Source organism: Delftia sp. 60, assembly GCF_002754395.1.
Classification (GTDB): Bacteria; Pseudomonadota; Gammaproteobacteria; order Burkholderiales; family Burkholderiaceae_C; genus Comamonas; species Comamonas acidovorans.
Window position 1 is genome coordinate 3435795 of the sequence record NZ_PEFD01000001.1, and the last position, 21630, is coordinate 3457424.

Here is a 21630-nt window from a genome sequence, read left to right on the forward strand (position 1 = left end):
AGCCCTCACAGATTGATGAACACCGACTTGGTCTCCAGATAGGCATCCAGCGCCGTGCGGCCCATGTCGCGGCCCATGCCGGACTGCTTGTAGCCGCCGAAGGGCATGCCCGGGTCCAGGGTGCTGTGGCAGTTGACCCAGACCGTGCCGGACTGGATCTTGGGGATCAGCCGGTGGACCTTGGACAGGTTGTTGGACCAGATGCTGGCGCCCAGGCCGTAGGGCGTGTCGTTGGCCCAGGCGGCGACTTCGTCGAGGTCGTCATAGGGCATGGCCACGAGCACGGGGCCGAAGATTTCCTCGCGGGCGACGCGGTGGTCGTGCTGCACGCCGGTCATCACCGTGGGCTGGACGAAGTAGCCGCGCTGGCCTGCGCGGGCGCCGCCCGTCACCACCTCGGCACCCTGGCTGCGGCCTATGTCGATGTAGCTGCAGACGCGCTCCATCTGCTCCTGCGAGACCAGCGGGCCCATCTGCGCGCTGGGGTCCAGGCCATGGCCCAGTGTGAGCTGGGCGGCCTGGTCGGCCACGTCGGCCACCACGCGGTCGAACATGCTCTTGTGCACGTACAGGCGCGAGCCCGCGCAGCAGACCTGGCCGTGGTTGAAGAAGATGGCATTGGCCGCGCCCGCCGCAGCCGTGGCGGGGTCGCAGTCGTCCAGCACGATGACGGGGGACTTGCCGCCCAGCTCCAGCGTGATGCGCGTCATGTTGTCCATGCAGGCATGGCCGATGAGCTTGCCCACTTCGGTCGATCCCGTGAAGCTGACCTTGTTGACCAGCGGGTGCGAGACCAGGGGCGCGCCGGTGCCAGGGCCGTCGCCCGTGACCACGTTGAACACGCCGGACGGAAAGCCCGCTTCCTGGATCAGCTCGGCCAGCATCAGCGCGGTCAGCGGCGTCTGCTCGGCGGGCTTGAGCACCAGGGTGCAGCCTGCGGCCAGCGCGGGCGCCAGCTTCCAGGTGGCCATGAGCAGGGGGAAGTTCCAGGGCACGACGGCGGCGACCACGCCCACGGGCTCGCGCCGGGTGTAGGTGAACATCTGGGCCTCGGGCGCGAAGGGCACGGAGTGCTCGTGCGTCATGCCCTCGATCTTGGTGGCCCAGCCGGCCATGTAGCGGATGGAGTCGATGGCCATGGCGATGTCCACGGCGCGCGCAATGGCGGCGGACTTGCCGTTGTCCAGCGATTCGACCTCGGCCAGGGCCTGGGCATGGGTCTCCATGAGGTCGGCCAGGCGCAGCATCAGGCGCTCGCGCTCCACGGGGCGCATGCGGCCCCAGGGGCCCAGGTGCAGCGCGCGGTGCGCGGCGCGCACGGCCAGGTCCACGTCGGCCGGGCCGGCGCTGGCGACTTCGGCGATCACGGCCTCGGTGGCCGGGTTGACGGTGGACAGGCGCTGGCCGGTCTGGGCCGCCACCCATTGGCCGTCGATGAAGAGGTCATGCGTGCCCCGGTTGAGGAAGGCGCTGGCGCGTTCGGTGATCTGGTGCTGGATGTCGCTGAGGTTCATGGTGTGCTCCTTGGTGGTGGACAGGGGATAGGGGTGTGGATTCAGAAAACCTGCAGCAGGCGCAGGTTGATGCGGGCGTTCTCCTTGAAGCCCTGGCGCACATGCAGGTCGCGGCCCACGGTGGCCAGCAGCTGCGTCTTGGGCGCGACAAACACCGCGCCGCCGAAAGAGACCTTGGTGGTGGACTGGCGGTCGCTTTGCGACACGCCGTTGACCTGGGTCTCGCCGCCCGTCAGGTGCGACAGGCCCAGGCGCAGGTCCGAGGTCTCCGACAGGTGGTAGCGCAGCAGGCCCTGGAACTGGAACTGCGCCTTTTGCTTGAGCGTGGCGCTGTGGGCGCCGAAGTCGTCGTTCTTGCCGAAGACGGTGACATCGGCCGCCAGGTCCATGGTCACGCTCTTGCCCAGCGGCTTGATCCAGCCGGCCTGCAGGGCGGCCTTCCAGCGGTTCTCGCCCAGGCTCAGCGGGTCGTTGCGGTTGTACTGACCCGTGGGCAGCCAGACAAAGGGGGTGATGCCGAAGTGCTCCTTGTCGCCGGGCTTTGTCAGCCACAGGGTGGCGGCCAGCATCAGGTCGCCCACGCCGGTATTGCTGCCCATGGCCGCGATATCGCGCGAGGCCGACAGGCGCCCGAAGGGCAGCAGGAACTGCGGGTCGATCACATAGTCGCCCAGCTTCATGAAGTGCACGCCGCGCGCTATGCCGATGTCCGAGGTCAGCCTCGGCCGTATGGGCGCCTGGTCGCCATTGGCATAGAGGCTGTCGCGCGTGGCGTGCTGGTAATAGACCATGCCCAGCGTGGTGCCGGGCGGCAGGGCGGTGTAGTCGCCTGCATCGATATCGACGGCGTGGGCATTGAAGGTGGCGCATGCGGCCATGGCTGCCAGGGCCAGGGATGAGCGGGTAAAGGGCTTGGATGGCATGGCGAAGAGTCCGGTCCGGTGTTTTCAGGCAAAGCCCTGCCCAGGCCTGCTGCAGGACAGCAGGGCCGGGGAGGTGCCTGTGGGGGTTGTGGGGGAGAGAGAGGAAGCGGGGCGGGAGCCGCTTACTTGGGCCGCACCGCGTCGGCCGTGCCCTGGATGAAGGCCTTGATCTTTTCCACGTCTTCCATGCTCAGCTTGCCCGTGAAGTCGGGCATGCCGCGCGACATGGCCGGGCCCTTGAAGATGAACTTGTCCAGGTGCTCGATATAGGCCGGGTCCAGGTAGCCGAGGTTGGGCAGGTTGCCGCCCCGGTCCACGCCGGGCACGCCGTGGCAGAAGGCGCAGTTGCTGACGTACAGGGCCGTGCCTTCGGCCACCAGGCTCTTGTCGTAGGGCACGCCCTGCAGCAGCTTGCCCTGCTGGTAGGCGACGAAGGCAGGCGCCTCGGCCTTGCCATCCAGCGCGAAGGTGTAGACCGTGCCCGGGCCCTTGCGCTCGGTGTGGCGCGCGGCCAGGCCGTAGACGCCGCCCCAGCCCACGGCGATGGAGACGTACTGCCGGCCATCGACCTCATAGGTGATGGGTGCGGCCACCACGCCCGTGCCCGTGGGCTTTTCCCAGAGCTTCTTGCCGTTGCGCGCGTCATAGGCCACGAAGCGGCCGTCGGCCGTGCCCTGGAACACCAGGTTGCCCGCCGTGGCCAGCGTGCCGCCGTTCCAGGGCGAGGCATGCTCCACACGCCAGCGCTCCTTCTGCGCCACCGGGTCCCAGGCGATCAGGCGGCCGAAGGGCGTGCTCTTGGGCGGCTCCATGTTGATCAGCGTGGCCGTGTTCCAGCCGATATTGCTGTGCGGCTCGGGCAGGGAGCCGCCGTTGAACTTCCAGTTCTTGTTGTCCTGCAGGGTCAGCGGCACATGCTGGGCCGGCAGGTAGGCCAGGCCCGTGTCGGGGCTGTAGGACATGGAATGCCAGTTGTGCGCGCCGAAGGGGCTGGGGATCACGTCGCGCGCGCGGTCGCCGCTGCGCGCAATCGGCGTCTCGATGGGCCGGCCCTTGGCGTCGTAGCCGCTGGCCCAGTTCACGTCGACGAAGTTCTTGGCCGAGATGAACTGGCCGTTGGTGCGGTCGATCACGAAGAAGAAGCCGTTCTTGGGCGCATGCAGGATGACCTTGCGCGGCTTGCCGCTCACCTTGATGTCGGCCAGCACCATGGGCTGTGTGGAGGTGAAGTCCCAGCTGTCGCCCGGCGTTTCCTGGTAGTGCCAGACGTACTCGCCCGTATCGGGGTTCAGCGCCACGATGCTGGCCAGGTACAGGTTGTCGCCACCGGCCGGGCTGCGCTTGGCTTGCGCCCAGGGCGAGCCGTTGCCCGTGCCGATGTACATGAGGTTGAGCTCGGGGTCATAGGCCATGGTGTCCCAGGCCGTGCCGCCGCCACCGGCCTCCCACCACTTGCCGGCCGGGTCCCAGGTCTTGGCGGCGCGCGCCATGGCCTCGTTCTCGAACGGCTTGGATGGGTCGCCTGGCACGGTGAACCAGCGCCATTGCTGCGCGCCGGTCTCGGCGTCATAGGCCGTGACATAGCCGCGCACGCCGTACTCGGCGCCGCCGTTGCCGATCAGCACCTTGCCCTTGATGACGCGCGGCGCACCCGTGATGGTGTACGAGTAGGCGCGGTCGATGATGGTGTCCTGCTCCCAGACCTTCTGGCCCGTGGCCGCGTCCAGCGCCACCAGGCGGCCATCGAAGGCGCCCACATACACCTTGCCCTTGTAGACCGCCACGCCCCGGTTGACCACGTCGCAGCAGCCCTTGAAGCCGTTGGCACGGTCCACGCCGGGGTCGTAGCTCCACAGGCGCTTGCCGGTGCGCACGTCCACCGCATGCACCACGCTCCAGCTGGCCGTGACGTACATGATTCCATCGACCACCACGGGCGTGGACTCCACGCCGCGCGTGGATTCCAGGTCATACGACCAGACCAGGCCCAGCCGCTTCACATTGGCCGTGTCCAGCTGCCTGAGTTTGGAAAAGCGCGTCTCGCTGTAGTCCATGCCGTAGCTGGGCCAGTCCTTGGAGCTGCGCGCGTTGTCGCGGATGCTCTGCGAGTCGATGCGCGAGGTGACGGCGCGTATGTGCTCGGGCGAGCCTTTGCTTGGCAGGCCGGCCTGCGCCAGCGCGGCGCCCGGCAGGGCCAGCACCAGGCCGGCGGCCAGCAGCGTGGAGGAAAGCACGTGGGTCTTCATGTTGTCTCGTCTCCTGTGTGGTTTGTTTTTGCGTGCATGGCGCTGGGGGCAAGGGCACCATGTGGGAGACGATAAAAAAAGCGCCCCGGCGCCACAACATTCGGATTTACCCGGGGGCGGATCTGTACCGCCGTGGAACAGCTCAGAACGTCCGGCTGACCGTGACCCCGGCCGACAGCCCGCGTCCCGCACCCGGCTCGAAGTACCGCTGGTTGCCCTCGTTGACGATGACCGACCCTGCAAAGCGTCGGTCGAACAGGTTGTCCAGCCGCACAAAGGTCTGGGCGCTCCACTGCTGCCATTGCCGTGACCAGCGCAGGCTGGAGCCCCAGACGGTGTAGCCGGCCGCGCGGTCGGTGTTGCGGTCGTTCACGGCCACGGGGCCGCTGTGCAGCATGTCCACGGTCCAGGTCCATTGCGGCGACAGCTGCCAGGCCAGCTCGCTCCACAGGCGGCGCGGCGCGGTGCCGGCCAGGCGCGCGCCGGCATCCACCGGCGCGGTGGGCGTGGTGCAGGGCGTGGCCTCGCAGGTCAGGAAGCTGTCGCGGTAGCGGGCTTGCAGCAAGGTCAGGGCGGTGCTGGCCGTGAGCGGTCCCCATTGGGCGTTGCCCGAGAATTCCAGCCCCCGGCGCAGCGTGCGGCCTGCGTTCTGGTAGGTGGCGCGCCCGCCCGTGTTGGACAGCACGGTGAGTTCGCGCTGGGTATGGGTCTCGAACAGCGTGAGGTTCCAGCCCGCGTTGCCGTGGCGCCCGCGCAGGCCGACCTCGACGGTGTTGTGGGCGCTGGCGGCCAGGCCGGTGTTCAGGCCGCTGTTCATGCCATTTTGGCCACCGGGCCGGTAGGCCACTTCGTTGAGCGTGGGCGTTTCCATGCCCCGGCCCACCGATGCGTGCGCCACCAGGTCCGGCAGCAGGTTCACGCGCAGGCCCAGCGAGGGCAGCCAGCCGCGCCAAGCCATGCTGCCGCTGTCGTCGCCATTGCCGGCTGCGATGTAGTGGTCCTCGGAGCGGTAGCGCACGCGCGCCTGGCGCAGGCCGGCGCTCAAGCCCAGGTTCTGCGTGCTCCACTCGGCCTGCAGGTAGGGGTCGGCGGAGCGCGCCTGGTTGCGTTCGTCGCGGCGCAGCCGGCCCTGCACGCCGAGCTGGCTGCCGATGAAGTTCTCGTAGCCGCGCCGGGTCTCGCCCTGCCAGTCGTAGGCCAGGCCCGCCGACCAGTCCAGCCGGCCGCCGGCCACATCCTCATGGGTGCTGCGCCAGCGCAGGTTCATGCCCGCGTAGTCGCGGTCCAGGTCGATCACGCCGCCTGAATGCGAGGGCGGCGCCTGCGTGGCCACGGGAATGGACTGGTACTGCAGCACGGAGCGCGTACCCGCATAGGCCATGAGTTCCAGGCGCTGGCCCGCGCCGAACTGGTGCTGCCAGGCGGCGCCCAGCTGGCGCTGGCGCACGCTTTTGCGCGTATTGAAACGCAGCGCGCTGGCCGTGGTCTGGCCGGGGTCGGCCTCGAACTCGGCGCGTGTCAGGCCCAGCGGGTCCTGGGCGCTGGCGCGCTGCTCCTGGTACTGCAGCAGCCACTGGTCGTCGCCCTGCTTGCGTGACAGCTTCATGTGGGCCGTGCTGCGGTCGGCGGCCGACTGGGGGCGCATGCCGTCGGTGGCGAAGCGCTCGATGTGGATGGCATAGCGCCAGGGGGCGGAGCCGCCATCCGCCTGGTCCGGCTTTCCGCCCCCGATAGTGCCGCGCAGCTGGGTGGACAGGCGCCACAGCCCGTCCGGCCCCACGGCCATGCCGCTGCGCCACAGGCCGGGTTCCTCGCCGTCTTCGGTGTACAGCAGCAGTGCACCGCCTGCGCTGTTGCCGTAGAGCACGGCGGCCGGGCCGCGCACCACGTCCAGGCGTGCCGCATTGCCCAGCGTGAAGTTGGCGGCCTGGCCCTGGCCGTCGGGCGCGCCTGCCGGAATGCCGTCCACGTACAGGCGCAGCCCGCGCACGCCAAAGGTGGAGCGCGCACCGAAGCCGCGCACCGAGATCTGCAGGTCCTGAGCGAAGTTCTGGCGGTTCAGCACCACCAGGCCCGGCACGCGCGCCAGGCTCTCGGACAGGTTGATCTGCATCTGCCCGTCTCGCAGCACGGCGCCTTCCACGCTGTCGATGGCGGCGGTGGCACGCCACAGGTCGGGGCCGGCGCCGGGCTGGCTGGCCGTGATGACCACGGGGGCGAGCAGGGCCTCGCTGGAGTCCTGCGCTGCGTCCGCCGCGTGGGCGGGCAGCGCGTGCAGCGTACAGGCCAGTGCGGCGCCCAGGGTGGACAGGGCGGGCCGGGTGTGTCTTGTGCTGTGTGGGGAGCGTGTCATTGCGGGCGGGCCTGTGGCGATGCCCGAGGTTACCGAGCCCGGGAACCTGTTCCAACACGGGTGATTTCCCTAGTGCTGTCCTGTGCCGTGGCGGAACAACAATCGCGGCAGTTTTGATGTCCGTCATGCAACAGCCGCCTTCCGCCCCACTGCCCTCCAACCCCTTCTATGCCACGCGCCAGGACCGGGTGGCGCTGGCGCGCGAGCGCTATTTCGAGCGTGGCGAGCGCCCCTCGGGCCTGGTGTCCGAGCCCGTGCTGCAGTCCTGGACGCGCTGCCTGGGCGCAAGCCGCAGCCCCGACGAGAAGATCAGCTTCGACCCGGTCAGCAAGATCCGCACGGCCACCTTGCTGACCCGCAACCGCGCGCTGATCGAGGCGGCGCGCGACCCCATCGCCGAACTCGAGACCGTGATCGCGGGCAGCCAGGCGCGCGCCATGCTCACCTGCAGCGAGGGCGTGGTGCTGATCGCCTCGCGCCCCACGCCGGGCGACGGCCCGCTGCTGCTGACGGCTGCGCGCGTGGGCGTGAACATTGCCGAGGATGCCGTGGGCACGGGCGCACCCGGCGTGGCCGTGCGCACGGGCGAGGTCTGCCATGTGCGTGGCGGCGAGCATTTCTTTCGCTGCCTGGCCTCGCTGCACTGCGCGGCCGCGCCCGTGCGCGACGCCAGCGGGCGCACCGTGGCCATGCTGGACCTGAGCAGCGAGGCGGGCCCCTTTCGCTTTGATGCGGGCGCCATGGCCCATATGTACGCCACCTGCATCGAGAACCGGCTGCTGGTGGGCGCTGCCCGCATGCACCTGCTGCTGCGCTTCCAGTCCAGCCGCAGCATGTTCGGCACGCCGCTGGAAGGGCTGGCCGCCGTGGATGGCGGCGGCATGGTGCGCTGGTTCAACGGCGTGGGTGCCCAGTTGTTCGACAGCCCGCGCCGGCCCGCCGAGGGGCTGGCGGCAGAGGAAGTCTTCGGCCTGGGCCTGAACCAGTTGCTGGAGCTGGCCCACCACGGCCAGGCGCGCCCGCAGATGCTGCCCACGGGGCTGACGCTGTGGATGCAGGTGCAGCTGGATGAGGCATCTTCCCAGGTCGAGGAGGTGCTGCCGGCCATCGAGGCCCTGCCACCGCCCGCCGAGGCGCCGTCCGAGGCACCGTCTTCCCTGGGCGAGGCCAGCCGCGAGCTGATCGAGCAGGCCCTGGCCCGCTGCCAGGGCAATATCTCGCAGGCCGCCCGCATGCTGGGCGTCTCGCGCGGGCTGCTGTACCGGCGCCTGCGCGAATGGGGCAGGGCCTAGGCCGTCTGGCCTATGCCGGCACGGCGGCCAGCGCGCTGCGCATCCATTCGATGAAGACCCCCGCCTGGGCCGGCAGCGTGCGCCCTGCGGCGGGCACGGCGCGCAGGCCGCCCTCGAAGGGCACGAAGCCATGGGGCGCCACCAGCAGCCCCTCCTTGAGCTCGCGTGCGATCAGCCGCTGCTCCACCAGGGCAACGCCCAGGCCCGACAGTGCCGCCTCTATGCACAGGTGGGTGTGCGGGAACGCCAGCGTCTCGCCCAGGGCCACGGGCTGGCCCGTGAGTGCTTCCCACTGGTTCCAGGCGCTGGCCGTGTACTCATGTGCAATGCGCGCGCGATTGGCGGGCCGGCGCCGGGCATAGGCCGGCGTGCAGACGGCGCCGAAGTGCACGGGCGCCAGTTCGATGGCGCGGCGGCGGTCGGCCTCGGCATAGGTGGACAGGTCCCAGGCAATGAGCAGGTCGGCGCCCTCGTGGCGCATCTCGCGCGCCGAGGTCATGGACAGGCGGATGCGGATATGCGGGTGGCTGCGGTAGAACACCGCCAGCTGCGGCACCAGCCAGCGCATGGCAAAGGTGGCGCTGCAGGCCACATGCAGCCCCGGCGCCTGGGCGTCGCGCGCCAGCTGGGCATAGGCGGCCTCCAGCTGGTCGAAGGCCGTGCGCACCGAGGCATGGAAGGCGGCGCCGGCCTCGGTCAGGCGCAGGCCCGTGCCTTCTTTCTTGAACAGCGCCGCGCCCGCATGCTCCTGCAGCAGGCGCAGGTGGCGGCTGATGGCACCGTGGCCGCGGCACAGTTCCTCGGCCGCGCGGGTCACCGAGCCGGTGCGGGCAATGGCCTCGAAGGCGCGCAGGGCGGCCAGCGGTGGCAGTTGTCTCATGGCAATCAATTCGTCAGAAAAGCTGACGCATGGGCAGAAAAACTGCATTGTCCCGCATCGCCGTGATTTCTAGCATGGACGCCTGTTCATTGGAGTTGTGCAGGCTTGCCAGCTCTTTGAATAGTTCAATTTCTTGACGAAAAGGAGTTTCCATGCAGATCACCGATATCGCGGCCCATGAGGCGCTGGACAGCCGGGGCCACCCCACCGTGGAGGTCGAGGTCGAACTGGAGGACGGCGCGCGCGGCCTGGCCCTGGTGCCCTCGGGCGCCTCCACGGGGCGGCATGAGGCGCTGGAGCGGCGTGACGGCGATGCCTCGCGCCATCTGGGCAAGGGCGTGCTGGGGGCGGTGCAGGCCGTCAACACCGAGCTGCGCGATCTGCTGCGCGGCATGCGGGCCGACGCCCAGGGCTGCATCGACACGGCCATGATGGCGCTGGACGGCACGCCCGGCAAAAGCCGGCTGGGCGCCAACGCGCTGCTGGGCGTGTCGCTGGCCGTGGCCCGCGCGGCGGCGGCCAGCCAGCGCATGCCGCTGTGGCGGCACATGGGCGGCGCCCAGGCGCGCGTGCTGCCCGTGCCCATGATCAATGTCATCAACGGCGGCGCCCATGCCGACAATCCGCTGGACTTCCAGGAGTTCATGCTGCTGCCGGTGGGGGCGGACAGCTTCGGAGAGGCGCTGCGCATGGGCGCCGAGGTCTTTCACACGCTGCGCCATGCGCTCAAGGCCGCAGGCCACAGCGTCAACGTGGGCGACGAGGGCGGATTTGCGCCCGCCCTGCGCAGCGCGCCCGAGGCGCTGGACCACCTGATGGCCGCCATCGAGCGCGCCGGCCTGCGCCCCGGCAGGGACATCGCCCTGGCGCTGGACCCGGCCGCCAGCGAATTCCATGGCGAGGACGGCTACCGCTACGCGGGCGAGGGCCTGGTGCGCAGCCGCCAGCAGCAGGTGGACTACCTGGCGCAACTGGTGGAGCACTACCCCATCGTCTCCATCGAGGACGGCATGGCCGAGGACGATATCGAGGGCTGGCAGGCCCTGGGCCGGCGCCTGGGCGGACGCTGCCAGCTGGTGGGTGACGATGTGTTCTGCACGAACCCCGGCCTGTTCGAGGGCGGCATTGCACAGGGCGTGGGCAACGCCATCCTGGTCAAGATCAACCAGATCGGCACGCTGACCGAGACCTGGGACGTGCTGCGCCTGGCGCATGGCGCGGGCTACGGCGTGGTGATGTCGCACCGCTCGGGCGAGACCGAGGACACCAGCATTGCCGACCTGGCCGTGGCCGCCCAGTGCGCCATGATCAAGACCGGCTCGCTGTCGCGCGCCGACCGCACGGCCAAGTACAACCGGCTGCTGCGCATCGAGCGCGAACTGGGCTCGGCCGCCGTCTATGCGGGGCGCCGTGCGCTCAAGGGCCGGGCGGGTCAGGAAGCCGTGTCGGCCGCTGCGGATGTTGCGGGTGCCCTGTAGACCAGCACCTTGAGACTGCGCTCGGCGTCGATGTCGGCGAAGGTGGCCGGGTTGGCCAGGCGCTCGACGAATTCCAGCTCGGGCGCCACTTCCTGCATCTGCGATGTCAGGAACTGCGTGCCCATCTCCGGCGCGTTCAGGCACAGCAGCACATGGCCGCCGGGGCGCAGCAGGTCGGGCAGGCGGCGCATCAGGCGGGCATAGTCCTTGGTGGCGACGAAGCTGCCCTTCTGGTAGCTGGGCGGGTCCACCACGATCAGGTGGTAGGGCCCGCCGCGCGTGATCTTGCCCCAGCTGCTGAAGATGTCGTGGGCCAGGAAACTGGCGCCCGACAGATCGTTGAGCCGGTGGTTCTGCTGGCCCGTGGCCAGCGCGCCCTGGGCCATGTCCATGTTCATCACATGGCGCGCCCCGGCCTGCAGGGCCACCACCGAAAAGGCGCAGGTATAGGCGAACAGGTTGAGCACCTTGATGCCGTGGCGGTGCTCGGGATGGTTGGCGACATGCGCGTGCACCCAGCGCCGGCCTTCGGCCATGTCCAGGAACAGGCCGTGGTTCTGGCCGCGCAGCACCTGCACGCGGTAGCGCGTGCCGGCCTCGGTGACGATGTGGGGGTCCGGCACCTCGCCGGCCATGAGCCGCGTTTCGGCGGGCGCGGCGGGCTGGCGCAGCTGGTAGACCCAGTTCAGGGGCTGGTCCGGTGCCAGTTCGCTCCAGCGCAGTGACAGCGCTGTGCCGATGGCGGCCAGGGCGTCATCGTCCAGCGGCTGGAAGCTGGTGAGCACCAGCACGGGCGGGAAGGCGTCGAGCACCAGATGCTCGCAGCCCGGGTACAGGCCGCCACGGCCGTGGAAGATGCGTTGGGCGTCGGAGGGCAGGGCCATCCGGGCGATGGCGTCGAGCAGGGCTTGCATGGGAGAGGCTGGATCTGGCAGGGGCGCCGGGTGTGCCGGGTGGAACCGTATGGAACCGTATGGTTCCAGGCAGGGGGTGACGAAAAGGTCTGCCAGTGTATGCAGTTTGGGGCCTTGCCCAGGCAAACCCGGGCAAACCTGGTTTCAGGCCCCATTCAGCGGTGCTGCGGGCAGGCTCAATGCCGCCAGCCGCGCCGCACCTCGAAGAAACTGCATTCGCCGTCGCCCAGGCCCTGCATGCCGGCCTCGGTGGCGGCGCGCGCAGCCTTCATCCAGCGGGCGAAGGCGAGCTTGGCGTCGTCGCTGATTTCTTCAGGGGGCGTGTCTTCCAGGCCCTCTACCAGGTACAGGGTTTCACTGACCTGCTCGGCGCTGCCGAGCTGGCGTTCGAGCACGCGGGCATAGCGTGCCTCGGCCTTGTTGCGTTCCTGCTCGGGCAGGTTGGGGTAGTCACACAAGGTGACGGTGAAGGCGGCTTCTTGCATGTCCATGGTTCACGAGGTGAGGATGATGACTGGCGAAATATACAGTATTAACTGGCTGCACATCCAGTATTTTCCGGTGTTTTTTTACAGTGTTATCCCGGTGGGGTCGCTGCCGGGCAGCGGCTGCAGCCATGCGGCCACAATCGCCTGCAAGGAGAAAACCATCGCCATGAAGAACGAATCGACCACGGGCAGCCCGGCCTGGGACCCCGAAGCCACGGGCCATGCGCTGTTTGCCACGCGCGTGGGGCCCTGCGGCGTGGCCTGGGGCGCCTGCGGCCTGGTGGCCTTTCAGTTGCCTGAGGTGGACGGCCCGGCCGCCACGCGCACGCGCATGCTGCGCGGCGTGCAATTGCGCAGACCGGGCAGCTACGCCGCAGCGGCGCGGGCCGAGGACCTGCCGGCCAGCGTGGCACAGGCCATCGCCGGCGTGCAGGTGCTCATGGCGGGCCATGGCGAATGGACCTTGGAGCCTTCCGCGCCCAGCGCACAGCAGTTGCGTGACGGCCCGGTGCTGCCCGATCTAAGGGCACGGCGCATGCTGCCCGCAGGCGAGGCACTGCCGGATCTGGCCGGGCTGGCGCTGGACTGGCACGGTGTGTCGGACTTTCACCGCCGCGTCTATGACCTGACGCGCGCCATTGCGCCCGGCCATACGCGCACCTATGGCGAGATCGCGCGCGAGTTGGGCGAGGTGGGCCTGTCGCGCGCCGTGGGACAGGCGCTGGGCCTCAACCCTTTTGCGCCCGTGATTCCCTGCCACCGCGTGCTGGCTGCCGGCGCCCAGCCGGGCGGTTTTTCGGGCGGCGGCGGCGCGCTGACCAAGCTGCGCATGCTGGAGATCGAGGGTGCGGCCTGGGGCGGCACGCGCTCGCTGTTCGGGGATTGACGGGCCGGACACGCATGTGACATGCGGCACGGCGGGGCGGCTTGCACAATCGCCGCTGCAGGCTGTTCCGCTTGGGGATGGCCGCCCTCCATTCCAACCATGACCGGAACACAAGACCCGGCGCAGGAGACAGACGAATGACTCGCAATGTGCAGCAACTTTTCGACCTCACCGGCAAGACGGCCCTGGTGACCGGCGGCTCGCGCGGCCTGGGCCTGCAGATGGCCCATGCGCTGGGCGAGGCGGGCGCCAGGATCATGCTGAGTTCGCGCAAGGCCGCCGACCTGGAGGAAGCCGCTGCCGAGCTGCAGGCCGCAGGCATCGACGCCCGCTGGATCGCCGCCGACTGCGCCAACGAGGCCGACATCGAGCGCCTGGCCGCCGAGACCCTGGAGCGCCTGGGCCAGGTGGACATCCTCATCAACAACGCAGGCGCCAGCTGGGGCGCGCCAGCCGAGGAGCACCCGGTGGCCGCCTGGGACAAGGTGATGAACCTCAACGTGCGCGGCTACTTCCTGCTGAGCCAGCAGATCGCGCGGCGCAGCATGATCCCGCGCAAGACCGGGCGCATCATCAACCTGGCCTCCATCGCAGGGCTGGGTGGCAATCCGCTGGGCATGAAGACCATTGCCTACAACACCTCCAAGGGCGCGGTCATCAACTTCACGCGCGCGCTGGCCGGCGAGTGGGGCGTGCACGGCATCAACGTCAACGCCATCTGCCCGGGCTTCTTCAAGACCAAGATGGCCAGCGTGCTGATCGAGACCCTGGGCGAGGATGAAATGAAATCTCACGCCCCGCTGCGCCGCCTGGGCGACGACGAGGACCTCAAGGGCCTGACCCTGCTGTACGCCAGCGACGCGGGCAAGCACATCACGGGCCAGTGGGTGGCCGTGGACGGCGGCGTCAGCGCCCTGGTGGGCGGTTGAGCCGCAGCGGCGCTGCTGCCGAGGTGACAGTTTTTCCCGCAGATCGGGCCGCCGCGCGCCATGGTGCCTTCGGGCGCCCTTATGCTCGCCTCCATTGCGATCTGAACTGGAGAATTTCGTGCTGGATTTTGGCCACCCCATCCCCTTCGTCGACCACCTGGGTTTCACCCTGCACCGCATGGAGGACGGGGAGTCCGAACTGCGCTTCGAGGCGCGTCCCGAGCACCTGAACACCTTTGACGTGACCCACGGCGGCGCCACCATGACCCTGCTGGACGTGACCATGGCCGTGGCCGCACGCAGCCTGCAGCGCGACATGGGCTGCGTGACCATCGAGATGAAGACCAGCTTCATGCAGCCCGCACGCGGCCCCCTGGTGGCCAAGGGCGTGGTGCTGCACCGCACGCGTTCCATGGCCTATACCGAGGCGCGCGTGTTCGATGCCTCGGGCCGGCTGTGCAGCCATGCGACCGGAACGTTCAAGTACATGCCGCGCGTGGCCAAGCCGGCCGCCGCCGAGACAACCCTCGCCACGGACTGATCCGCACGGCGAATCTGCCAGATACCCAATGCCACACGCCAGCCCCGGCAGCACCGGGAACTGGTTCCATTGTTTGTGATGCCACCGGAGGTTTTCCCATGCCCGTGAACCAGCAGATCCTGCTCGACAACCGCCCCGAGGGCGAAGCCGTGGAAAGCAATTTCCGCCTCGCCAAGACCGAGACCCCCGCGCTGGCCGAAGGCCAGGTGCTGGTGCGCCACCACTACCTGAGCCTGGACCCCTACATGCGCGGCCGCATGAATGACAGCAAGAGCTACGCCCAGCCGCAGCCGCTGGGCGAGGTGATGATCGGCGGCACCGTGGGCGAGGTGGTGGAAAGCCGTCATCCCAAGTTTGCCGTTGGCGACAAGGTCGTGGGCATGGGCGGCTGGCAGGAATACAGCGTGGTCGATGGCGATGCGCCCGGCATGCTGCGCAAGGTGGACACCACCCATGTGCCGCTGTCGCACTACCTGGGCGCCGTGGGCATGCCCGGCGTGACGGCCTGGTACGGCCTGGTCAAGATCATCGCCCCCAAGGCCGGTGAGACCGTGGTGGTCAGCGCCGCCACGGGCGCCGTGGGCAGCGCCTTCGCGGCCCTGGCCAAGGCACGCGGCTGCCGCGTGGTGGGCATTGCGGGCGGCCCCGAGAAGTGCCGCTACGCCACCGAGGAGCTGGGCTTCGACGCCTGCATCGACTACCGCGAGCACCCCGACACCAAGACCATGGCCAAGGCGCTCAAGGACGCCTGCCCGCAGGGCATCGACGGCTACTTCGAGAACGTGGGCGGCTACATCCTCGACGCCGTGCTGCTGCGCACCAATGCCTTTGCGCGCATCGCGCTGTGCGGAATGATCGCCGGCTACGACGGCACGCCGCTGCCCATGACCAATCCCGCTCTCATCCTGATCAACCGCATCCGCATCGAAGGCTTCATCGTCAGCGAGCACATGGAAGTCTGGCCCGAGGCGCTGCAGGAACTGGGCCGCCTGGTGGGCACCGGCAAGCTGCGCCCGCGCGAGAGCATTGCCGAAGGCATTGCTTCCGCACCTTCCGCTTTCCTGGGTCTGCTCAAGGGCAAGAACTTCGGAAAGCAACTCGTCAAATTGATCTGAACCACCACAAAAACCAGGAGACAAGGGAATGATCAAGAACTTCAAGGGCAAGACGGCGGTGTTGACGGGCGCGGGCTCGGGCTTCGGCCTGGAGTGCGCGCGCATTGGCGCGAAGCTGGGCATGAACCTGGTGCTGGTCGATGTGCAGCAGGAGGCGCTGGACAGGGCTGCCGCCGAGTTCGAAGGGCAGGGCGTGCGCGTGCTGGCACGCCGCTTGGATGTGTCCGACGCAGCCCAGATGCAGGCCCTGGCCGATGAGGTGCGCCAGCAGTTCGGCGCGCCGCACTTCGTGTTCAACAACGCAGGCGTGGGCGCGGGCGGGCTGGTCTGGGAGAACACGCTGGAAGATTGGCAGTGGGTGCTGGGCGTCAACCTCTGGGGCGTGATCCATGGCGTGCGGCTGTTCACGCCCATGATGCTGGAGGCCGCCAAGGCCGACCCGTCCTTCGAGGGCCACATCGTCAACACGGCCAGCATGGCCGGCCTGCTGGCGCCGCCCAACATGGGCATCTACAACGTCAGCAAGCACGCGGTGGTGAGCCTGACCGAGACGCTGTACCAGGACCTGGCCCTGGTCTCCGACCAGATCAGCGCCAGCGTGCTGTGCCCCTTCTTCGTTCCCACGGGCATCAGCCACAGCGAGCGCAACCGGCCCAGCCATCTGGCCGCCCAGCCGCTGACGGCCAGCCAGAAGATCGGCCAGGCCATGAGCGAGAAGGCCGTGGGCTCGGGCAAGGTCACGGCCCCCGATGTGGCGCAGAAGGTCTTCGACGCCATTGCGGCCAACCAGTTCTACATCTACAGCCATCCGCAGGCCCTGGGCTCGGTCCAGACCCGCATGGAAGATGTGGTGCAGGGGCGCAATCCCACCGACCCGTTCGCGCACAAGCCCGAACTGGGCGCCAGCTTGAAGGCCTCGCTGCGCGCGGCCTGAGCGTCAGTCCTCCTCGTCCGGGTCCGGCCTGTGGGGGGCCGGCCTGGCGGGAGCCTCGGCCTTTTCATCGGGCGGCGCGGAGGGCAGGGGCCGCACCAGCCGCACCATGAGCTGGTTGCCGCGCCCCATGTCGGGTCGCGTCTCCAGGCTGTCGAGGTCAATCGCCCAGGCCTGCTGGGCCGACAGCTGCGTACCGGCGCTGCCCGAGATGTTGCTGTAGTTGTAGGGATTGACGGGCCGCGCGTTCACCGCTGCAGTGCCCGTCCAGTGCCAGCCGCGCGGCGCGCCCGGGAACAGCTCGGGCGACAGGCCTTGCGGCCGTATATCGCGCGAGATCAGCCGGCGCATCTCGTTGACGCGCGGCAGGCGCCAGCGCACGCCGTCCTGCTTGGCCCGCTCGGCGGCCAGGGCCTGCGCCTGCTTGTGCGTGAACAGCTCAGGCAGGCCCGTGCAGGTCTTGCCATTCCACTGCATGCCTTCCACGCAGCGCGGCCACAGCAGGCGGGCGCGCCGGTCGATCACGTCGCGGCCGTCTTCGGATACTTCCAGCACAGGAGCGGCGCCGGGCCTGGGGCCGCGCTGTGCCTCCTGCTGTGTCTCTCGCTGCGCTGCCTGGGCAGAACCCAGCGTGCAGACACCCAGCAGCAGGGCGGCGAGCAGGGGCCCTGGCAATGCATTCAGGGCCGGTGGAAGGGAAGGCAGGGATGGGCGCATGGTGTGTTGCAGTGGCGATGGCAGTTGCAAGCGATGAAAAGGTGGGTTGGCCTCTCGGGTGGCAATCTCGTATCTGAGCGTAACAGGATTGCGGGCTTCTGAATTTGTGCCACGGCAAGCCGCCACCGCCAGGTGCGCGGGGCTGCATGCCCAGGAAATGTGAGCAGCCTCCTGCAGCCCCGCGCGCTTGCCGCCACAATGGCGCGTCTATGTCTGCGTCTATGCCTTCCTCTTCTCCCGCTTCCCCTGATTCCCACACACTGCGCCTGGTGCTGATCCTGGGCCTGCTCTCGGCCATCGGTCCGTTTGCCATCGACATGTACCTGCCCGCGCTGCCCCAGATCGGCAGCAGCCTGGGCGCCCAGGTGGGCGCGGTGCAGGCCAGCCTGACGGCCTTCTTCCTCTCGCTGGGCGTGGGCCAGCTGCTGTACGGGCCGGTCTCGGACATGGTGGGGCGCAAGCCGCCGCTGTACTTCGGCCTGACTGTGTTCGCGCTGGCCAGCGTGGGCTGCGCCATGGCCACCAGCATCGAGACGCTGGTGGTGCTGCGCTTCATCCAGGGCCTGGGCGCGGCCGCCGGAATGGCCGTGCCGCGCGCCGTGGTGCGCGACCTGCACACCGGCCACGCGGCGGCCCGCATGATGTCGCTGCTGATGCTGGTGTTCAGCGTCTCTCCCATCCTGGCGCCGCTGGCCGGCAGCGGCGTGATCGCCGTCAGCAGCTGGCGCGGCGTGTTCTGGGCCGTGGCCGTGGCGGCCGTGATCGGCCTGGTGGCCGTGTTCATGGGCCTGAAGGAAACGCGCGGGGCCGCCGCGCGGCTGGACAGCAGCGTGGCCGGCGCACTGCGCGCCTACGGCGTGCTGCTGCGCGACTGGCATTACCTGGGCCTGGTCTTCATCGGCGGCTGCGCCATGGCGGGCTTTTTCGTCTACCTGGCTGGCTCCCCCTTTGTGCTGATCAATTACTACGGACTGAGCTCCACCCAGTACAGCCTGGCCTTCGGGCTGAACGCCATCGCCTTCATCGGCGCGGCGCAGTTCACGGGCTGGCTGGGCCAGCGCTTCGGCCTGGTGCGCGTGGTCAAGGTGGCGGCCACCGGCTCGGGCCTGGTGATGCTGTCGCTGCTGTCGTACTACCTGCTGGGCGGTGAGCGGCTGGCCGTGCTGATCGGCCTGTACTTCGTGGCCAGCGCGCTGATGGGGCTGGTGATTCCGACGACCTCGGTGCTGGCGCTGGAGGAGCACGGCGCCATTGCCGGCACGGCCTCGGCGCTGCTGGGTACGCTGCAGATGCTGTCGGGCGCTGCGGCCATGCAGATCGTGGGCCTGTTCTCCACGGGCAAGCCCCTGCCCATGGTGGTGGGCATGGCCACGGGCGCGCTGATCGGTGTGGCCCTGGCCTGGATCACGCTGGGTGGTGCGCGTGCCCATCGCGTGGGCGCAAAGGACCATTCATGAGCCTGGCACCCGCGGCAGAGGCTGCGCCTGTCCACGATGGACTTCCGTCAGGCCCTCGCGGCCAAGCGATGCTGGTTATCATCCTGGGGCTGACGCTGTCGGTGCTGGACAGCACCCTGGTCAATCTGGCACTGCCTGCCATGGCGCGCGAGCTGCAGGCCAGCTCGGCCCATACGCTGTGGGTGGTCAATTCCTACCAGCTTGCCAGCCTGGTGCTGCTGCTGCCGCTGGCGGCCCTGGGCGAACGCCTGGGCTACCGCCGTGTGTATCTGGTGGGCATGCTGGTGTTTTCCGTGGCCTCGCTGGCGGCCATGCTGGCCACGTCGCTGCCCACGCTGGTGGCGGCGCGGGCGCTGCAGGGCCTGGGCGCTGCGGGCGTGATGAGCGTGAACGCCGCCCTGGTGCGGCTGATCTATCCGCGTGCCTTGCTGGGGCGGGGCATGGCCGTGAATTCGCTGGTGGTGGCCACGGCATCCATGGCCGGGCCCTCGGTGGCAGCGGCGATTCTGTCGGTGGCCAGCTGGCCCTGGCTGTTTGCGGCCAATCTGCCGCTGGGCCTGTTCACGCTGTGGCTGGGGCGCCGCGCGCTGCCGGCCAATGCCGTGGCCGGCCATGCAGGGGCGCGGCTGTCACCGCTGGATGTGCTGCTCAACATCCTCATGTTCAGCCTGATCTTCCTGGGCGGCGAGCAGCTGGGCGTGCGCGCCGGCGGTGCCGATTCTTCCCTGCCTTCGGGCTGGTGGCTGCTGGGCGCAGGCCTGCTGGTGGGCGCCTGGTATGTGCGCCGCCAGTGGCGCCTGCCAGCGCCGCTGCTGCCGGTGGACCTGCTGCGCATTCCGGTGTTTGCGCTGTCCATGTGCGGATCGGTCAGTGCCTTTTGCGCGCAGATGCTGGCCTACCTGGCGCTGCCGTTCCTGCTGCTGGAGTCGCACGGCATGTCGCCCATCGAGGCCGGGCTGCTGATCACGGCCTGGCCGCTGGCCACGGTGCTGACGGCGCCCATCGCGGGCCGGCTCATCGGCCGCTATGCGGACGGGCTGCTGGGCGGCATCGGCATGGCCATGTTCGCCTGCGGGCTGTGGGCGCTGGCGGCCATGCCCGATGCGCCTTCGACCGTGGACATGGTCTGGCGCATGCTGCTGGCGGGCAGCGGCTTTGCGCTGTACCAGTCGCCCAACAACCACACCATCGTGACCACGGCGCCCCTGGCGCGCAGCGGCGCGGCCGGCGGCATGCTGAGTTCGGCGCGGCTCACGGGGCAGACCCTGGGCGCCGTGGTGCTGGCCACCATCTTCACCTTCGCGGGCGGGCATGGCGGCCATGCCGAAATCGTGGCCCTGGCCGTGGCGGGCTGCTTTGCGGCCATGGCGGGCGTGTTCAGCCTGCTGCGCGTGCGCACGGCACCCGTGCCTAAGCACTGAACAGGCCCGTAAATGGCATTGAACTTGCATGTGTCGGCGCGCTCCGACACATGCATCATCCTGGATGGACTTGCCGGGAGATTTCGGTGGCATGCCATCCGCTTTACAAACAAGAAATATGGGCACTGCACAATCGTGCGATGCCCCCAACGACTTCGCTGCTCCCATGATTTCTGACGTGCCCTTTTCGCCGAGCCCGCGCCTTGCTGCGCCTTCCGATTCCCAGCCCGGCGCAGGGCACGTACAAGCTTCCGCCTCGCCGGCCGGCGGCCGGCGCATCGGCACCGCCGTGCTGTGCGCACTGGCGCTGGCCGCAAGCCTTGCGGCCTGCTCCAAGAAGGATGCCGCACCTGCCGCCACGGCCAAGGCCGCGACCGAGGTGGGCGTGGTCACGCTGCAAAAGCAGAGCCAGCAGCTGGACGCCACGCTGCCGGGCCGCACGCGCGCCTCGCTGACCGCCGAAGTGCGGCCCCAGGTATCGGGCATCGTGCAAAAGCGTTTGTTCACCGAGGGCGCGCTGGTGCGCCAGGGCCAGCAGCTCTACCAGATCGACGCGGCCTCGCTGCGCGCCACCGAGGCCAGCGCCCAGGCGGCCGTGGCCAAGTCCGAGGCCAGCGCCCGCACGCTGGAGGCCACAGCGCGGCGCAATGCCGAGCTGGTCAAGATCGATGCCATCAGCCAGCAGGCGTTTGAAGAAAGCCAGGCCGCTGCCGCTCAGTCGCGCTCTGACGTGGCTGTGGCCAAGGCCAATCTGGAGACCGCGCGCATCAACCTCAAGTACAGCCGCATCGAGGCGCCCATCAGCGGGCGCATCAGCCTGTCCACCGTGACGCCGGGCGCGCTGGTGACGGCCAACCAGACCGAGGCGCTGACCTCCATCGTGCAGCTGGACCCCATGTATGTGGACTTCACCCAGTCCACCAGCGAGCTGCTGCAGCTCAAGCGCGACTGGGATGCCGGGCGCTTCCAGAAGGTGGAGGGCGACAAGGTGGCCGTGCGCATCCGCCTGGACGATGGCACGGACTACAGCCACCAGGGCAAGCTGCAGTTTGCCGGCGTGATCGTCAATGCCACCACGGGCAGCGTGACGCTGCGCGCCGTGGTGCCCAACCCGCAGGGCGTTCTCATGCCCGGCATGTATGTGCAGGCGCTGCTGCCCACGGGCCTGGCGCCCGAGGCGCTGCTGGTGCCCCAGCAGTCGGTGACGCGCGACCTGACCGGCAAGGCCAGCGTGCTGGTGGCCAAGGCCGACGACGTGATCGAGCGCCGGCCCGTGAACATCGACCGCGCCGTGGGCAATATGTGGCTGCTGCAGGACGGCCTGTCGGCCGGCGAACGCGTGGTGGTCGATGGCTTCCAGCGCATCAAGCCCGGCGACAAGGTGCGCGCCGTGGAGGTGGACCTGCGCGCCAAGGCCCAGGCCCGCAAGGGCAAGCCGGCCGACGGGCCGGCAGCACCTGGCGCTGCGGACAAGGCGCCTGCTCCAGCTCCTGCACCGGCAGCGGCTCCTGCTCCCGCCGCCGGCTAAGCCGCAGGAACCCGTCA

19 protein-coding genes are annotated in these 21630 nt (G+C 69.2%); 10 read left to right on the forward strand and 9 right to left on the reverse strand.

Going from position 1 to position 21630, the window contains the following annotated elements; genetic code table 11:
• Nucleotides 1-5 precede the first annotated feature (5 nt).
• From CLV01_RS15530 to CLV01_RS15545, 4 genes are all read right to left on the reverse strand, one after another.
• Complete coding sequence (locus tag CLV01_RS15530; protein ID WP_063326341.1) at nt 6-1514, reverse strand: aldehyde dehydrogenase family protein; 1509 nt, start codon at nt 1512-1514, stop codon at nt 6-8.
• A gap of 41 nt (nt 1515-1555) precedes the next feature.
• The gene (locus CLV01_RS15535; RefSeq protein ID WP_099733890.1) at nt 1556-2437 is read right to left on the reverse strand and encodes a transporter; all 882 of its coding nucleotides are present in this window, start codon (nt 2435-2437) and stop codon (nt 1556-1558) included.
• A 122-nt stretch (nt 2438-2559) separates the two neighbouring features.
• On the reverse strand, nt 2560-4683 hold the full coding sequence (locus CLV01_RS15540; RefSeq protein WP_099733889.1) for a PQQ-dependent dehydrogenase, methanol/ethanol family: 2124 nt from the start codon (nt 4681-4683) through the stop codon (nt 2560-2562).
• A gap of 142 nt (nt 4684-4825) precedes the next feature.
• Nucleotides 4826-7036, reverse strand: coding sequence for a TonB-dependent receptor domain-containing protein (locus CLV01_RS15545; RefSeq protein WP_099733888.1), 2211 nt, complete (start codon nt 7034-7036; stop codon nt 4826-4828).
• A gap of 125 nt (nt 7037-7161) precedes the next feature.
• On the opposite strand from CLV01_RS15545, the gene CLV01_RS15550 reads away from it, so the two are divergent.
• Nucleotides 7162-8328, forward strand: a complete 1167-nt coding sequence (locus CLV01_RS15550) for a helix-turn-helix domain-containing protein (protein WP_257221316.1) — start codon at nt 7162-7164, stop codon at nt 8326-8328.
• Between the two features lie 10 nt (nt 8329-8338).
• Here CLV01_RS15550 and CLV01_RS15555 read toward each other — a convergent pair whose 3' ends face one another.
• Both CLV01_RS15555 and CLV01_RS29145 read right to left on the reverse strand, forming a co-directional pair.
• A complete protein-coding gene (locus tag CLV01_RS15555; protein ID WP_099733886.1) occupies nt 8339-9256 on the reverse strand; it encodes a LysR substrate-binding domain-containing protein in 918 nt (305 codons plus the stop codon).
• Complete coding sequence (locus CLV01_RS29145) at nt 9222-9362, reverse strand: hypothetical protein (RefSeq protein ID WP_180288401.1); 141 nt, start codon at nt 9360-9362, stop codon at nt 9222-9224. The genes CLV01_RS15555 and CLV01_RS29145 overlap by 35 nt, the downstream gene beginning before the upstream one ends.
• Between CLV01_RS29145 and eno the strand changes: the two genes are divergently transcribed.
• Nucleotides 9361-10686, forward strand: a complete 1326-nt coding sequence (eno, locus tag CLV01_RS15560; RefSeq protein WP_099733885.1) for a phosphopyruvate hydratase — start codon at nt 9361-9363, stop codon at nt 10684-10686. The two genes, CLV01_RS29145 and eno, sit on opposite strands and share 2 nt — an antisense overlap.
• Here eno and CLV01_RS15565 read toward each other — a convergent pair.
• Both CLV01_RS15565 and CLV01_RS15570 read right to left on the reverse strand, forming a co-directional pair.
• Nucleotides 10641-11600 carry a class I SAM-dependent methyltransferase gene (locus tag CLV01_RS15565; protein WP_043820865.1) on the reverse strand — a complete coding sequence of 320 codons (960 nt, stop codon included), beginning with the start codon at nt 11598-11600 and terminating at the stop codon, nt 10641-10643. The two genes, eno and CLV01_RS15565, sit on opposite strands and share 46 nt — an antisense overlap.
• 176 nt (nt 11601-11776) lie before the next feature.
• Nucleotides 11777-12091, reverse strand: a complete 315-nt coding sequence (locus CLV01_RS15570; RefSeq protein WP_013802728.1) for a hypothetical protein — start codon at nt 12089-12091, stop codon at nt 11777-11779.
• Nucleotides 12092-12254: 163 nt separating this feature from the next.
• On the opposite strand from CLV01_RS15570, the gene CLV01_RS15575 reads away from it, so the two are divergent.
• The 5 genes from CLV01_RS15575 (at nt 12255) to CLV01_RS15595 (ending at nt 16493) form a co-directional block, all read left to right on the forward strand.
• Entirely contained in the window at nt 12255-12974 is a 720-nt protein-coding gene (locus CLV01_RS15575) for a methylated-DNA--[protein]-cysteine S-methyltransferase (protein ID WP_099735133.1), read from the forward strand.
• 137 nt (nt 12975-13111) lie between these two features.
• A complete protein-coding gene (locus CLV01_RS15580) occupies nt 13112-13903 on the forward strand; it encodes an SDR family oxidoreductase (protein ID WP_012205198.1) in 792 nt (263 codons plus the stop codon).
• Nucleotides 13904-14021: 118 nt separating this feature from the next.
• Nucleotides 14022-14444 (forward strand): PaaI family thioesterase, encoded by a 423-nt coding sequence (locus CLV01_RS15585; protein WP_016446794.1) that lies wholly within the window; start codon nt 14022-14024, stop codon nt 14442-14444.
• 98 nt (nt 14445-14542) lie between these two features.
• Nucleotides 14543-15559, forward strand: coding sequence for an NADP-dependent oxidoreductase (locus CLV01_RS15590; protein ID WP_013802725.1), 1017 nt, complete (start codon nt 14543-14545; stop codon nt 15557-15559).
• 28 nt (nt 15560-15587) lie between these two features.
• Nucleotides 15588-16493, forward strand: a complete 906-nt coding sequence (locus CLV01_RS15595; RefSeq protein WP_099733884.1) for an SDR family oxidoreductase — start codon at nt 15588-15590, stop codon at nt 16491-16493.
• A 3-nt stretch (nt 16494-16496) separates the two neighbouring features.
• Here the strand turns inward: CLV01_RS15595 and CLV01_RS15600 are convergent, their stop codons facing one another.
• Entirely contained in the window at nt 16497-17207 is a 711-nt protein-coding gene (locus CLV01_RS15600; protein WP_043820868.1) for an Lcl C-terminal domain-containing protein, read from the reverse strand.
• Between the two features lie 221 nt (nt 17208-17428).
• Between CLV01_RS15600 and CLV01_RS15605 the strand changes: the two genes are divergently transcribed.
• The 3 genes from CLV01_RS15605 to CLV01_RS15615 all read left to right on the forward strand — a co-directional run bounded on the left by CLV01_RS15605 (nt 17429) and on the right by CLV01_RS15615 (nt 21613).
• Entirely contained in the window at nt 17429-18664 is a 1236-nt protein-coding gene (locus CLV01_RS15605) for a multidrug effflux MFS transporter (RefSeq protein WP_013802722.1), read from the forward strand.
• Nucleotides 18661-20085, forward strand: a complete 1425-nt coding sequence (locus tag CLV01_RS15610; RefSeq protein ID WP_034392786.1) for an MFS transporter — start codon at nt 18661-18663, stop codon at nt 20083-20085. The genes CLV01_RS15605 and CLV01_RS15610 overlap by 4 nt, the downstream gene beginning before the upstream one ends.
• A gap of 166 nt (nt 20086-20251) precedes the next feature.
• Nucleotides 20252-21613, forward strand: a complete 1362-nt coding sequence (locus CLV01_RS15615; RefSeq protein ID WP_099735132.1) for an efflux RND transporter periplasmic adaptor subunit — start codon at nt 20252-20254, stop codon at nt 21611-21613.
• The last annotated feature ends 17 nt before the right edge of the window (nt 21614-21630 follow it).

Coding starts and splice junctions, on each gene's coding strand:
- CLV01_RS15610 (WP_034392786.1), top strand. CDS start 18,661: ATGAGCCTGGCACCCGCGGCAGAGGCTGCGCCTGTCCACGATGGACTT.
- CLV01_RS29145 (WP_180288401.1), bottom strand. CDS start 9,362: ATGGAAACTCCTTTTCGTCAAGAAATTGAACTATTCAAAGAGCTGGCA.
- CLV01_RS15575 (WP_099735133.1), top strand. CDS start 12,255: ATGAAGAACGAATCGACCACGGGCAGCCCGGCCTGGGACCCCGAAGCC.
- CLV01_RS15540 (WP_099733889.1), bottom strand. CDS start 4,683: ATGAAGACCCACGTGCTTTCCTCCACGCTGCTGGCCGCCGGCCTGGTG.
- CLV01_RS15535 (WP_099733890.1), bottom strand. CDS start 2,437: ATGCCATCCAAGCCCTTTACCCGCTCATCCCTGGCCCTGGCAGCCATG.
- CLV01_RS15600 (WP_043820868.1), bottom strand. CDS start 17,207: ATGCGCCCATCCCTGCCTTCCCTTCCACCGGCCCTGAATGCATTGCCA.
- CLV01_RS15555 (WP_099733886.1), bottom strand. CDS start 9,256: ATGCAGTTTTTCTGCCCATGCGTCAGCTTTTCTGACGAATTGATTGCC.
- CLV01_RS15605 (WP_013802722.1), top strand. CDS start 17,429: ATGCCTTCCTCTTCTCCCGCTTCCCCTGATTCCCACACACTGCGCCTG.
- CLV01_RS15530 (WP_063326341.1), bottom strand. CDS start 1,514: ATGAACCTCAGCGACATCCAGCACCAGATCACCGAACGCGCCAGCGCC.
- CLV01_RS15570 (WP_013802728.1), bottom strand. CDS start 12,091: ATGGACATGCAAGAAGCCGCCTTCACCGTCACCTTGTGTGACTACCCC.
- CLV01_RS15590 (WP_013802725.1), top strand. CDS start 14,543: ATGCCCGTGAACCAGCAGATCCTGCTCGACAACCGCCCCGAGGGCGAA.
- eno (WP_099733885.1), top strand. CDS start 9,361: ATGCAGATCACCGATATCGCGGCCCATGAGGCGCTGGACAGCCGGGGC.
- CLV01_RS15615 (WP_099735132.1), top strand. CDS start 20,252: ATGATTTCTGACGTGCCCTTTTCGCCGAGCCCGCGCCTTGCTGCGCCT.
- CLV01_RS15595 (WP_099733884.1), top strand. CDS start 15,588: ATGATCAAGAACTTCAAGGGCAAGACGGCGGTGTTGACGGGCGCGGGC.
- CLV01_RS15580 (WP_012205198.1), top strand. CDS start 13,112: ATGACTCGCAATGTGCAGCAACTTTTCGACCTCACCGGCAAGACGGCC.
- CLV01_RS15550 (WP_257221316.1), top strand. CDS start 7,162: ATGCAACAGCCGCCTTCCGCCCCACTGCCCTCCAACCCCTTCTATGCC.
- CLV01_RS15565 (WP_043820865.1), bottom strand. CDS start 11,600: ATGCAAGCCCTGCTCGACGCCATCGCCCGGATGGCCCTGCCCTCCGAC.
- CLV01_RS15545 (WP_099733888.1), bottom strand. CDS start 7,036: ATGACACGCTCCCCACACAGCACAAGACACACCCGGCCCGCCCTGTCC.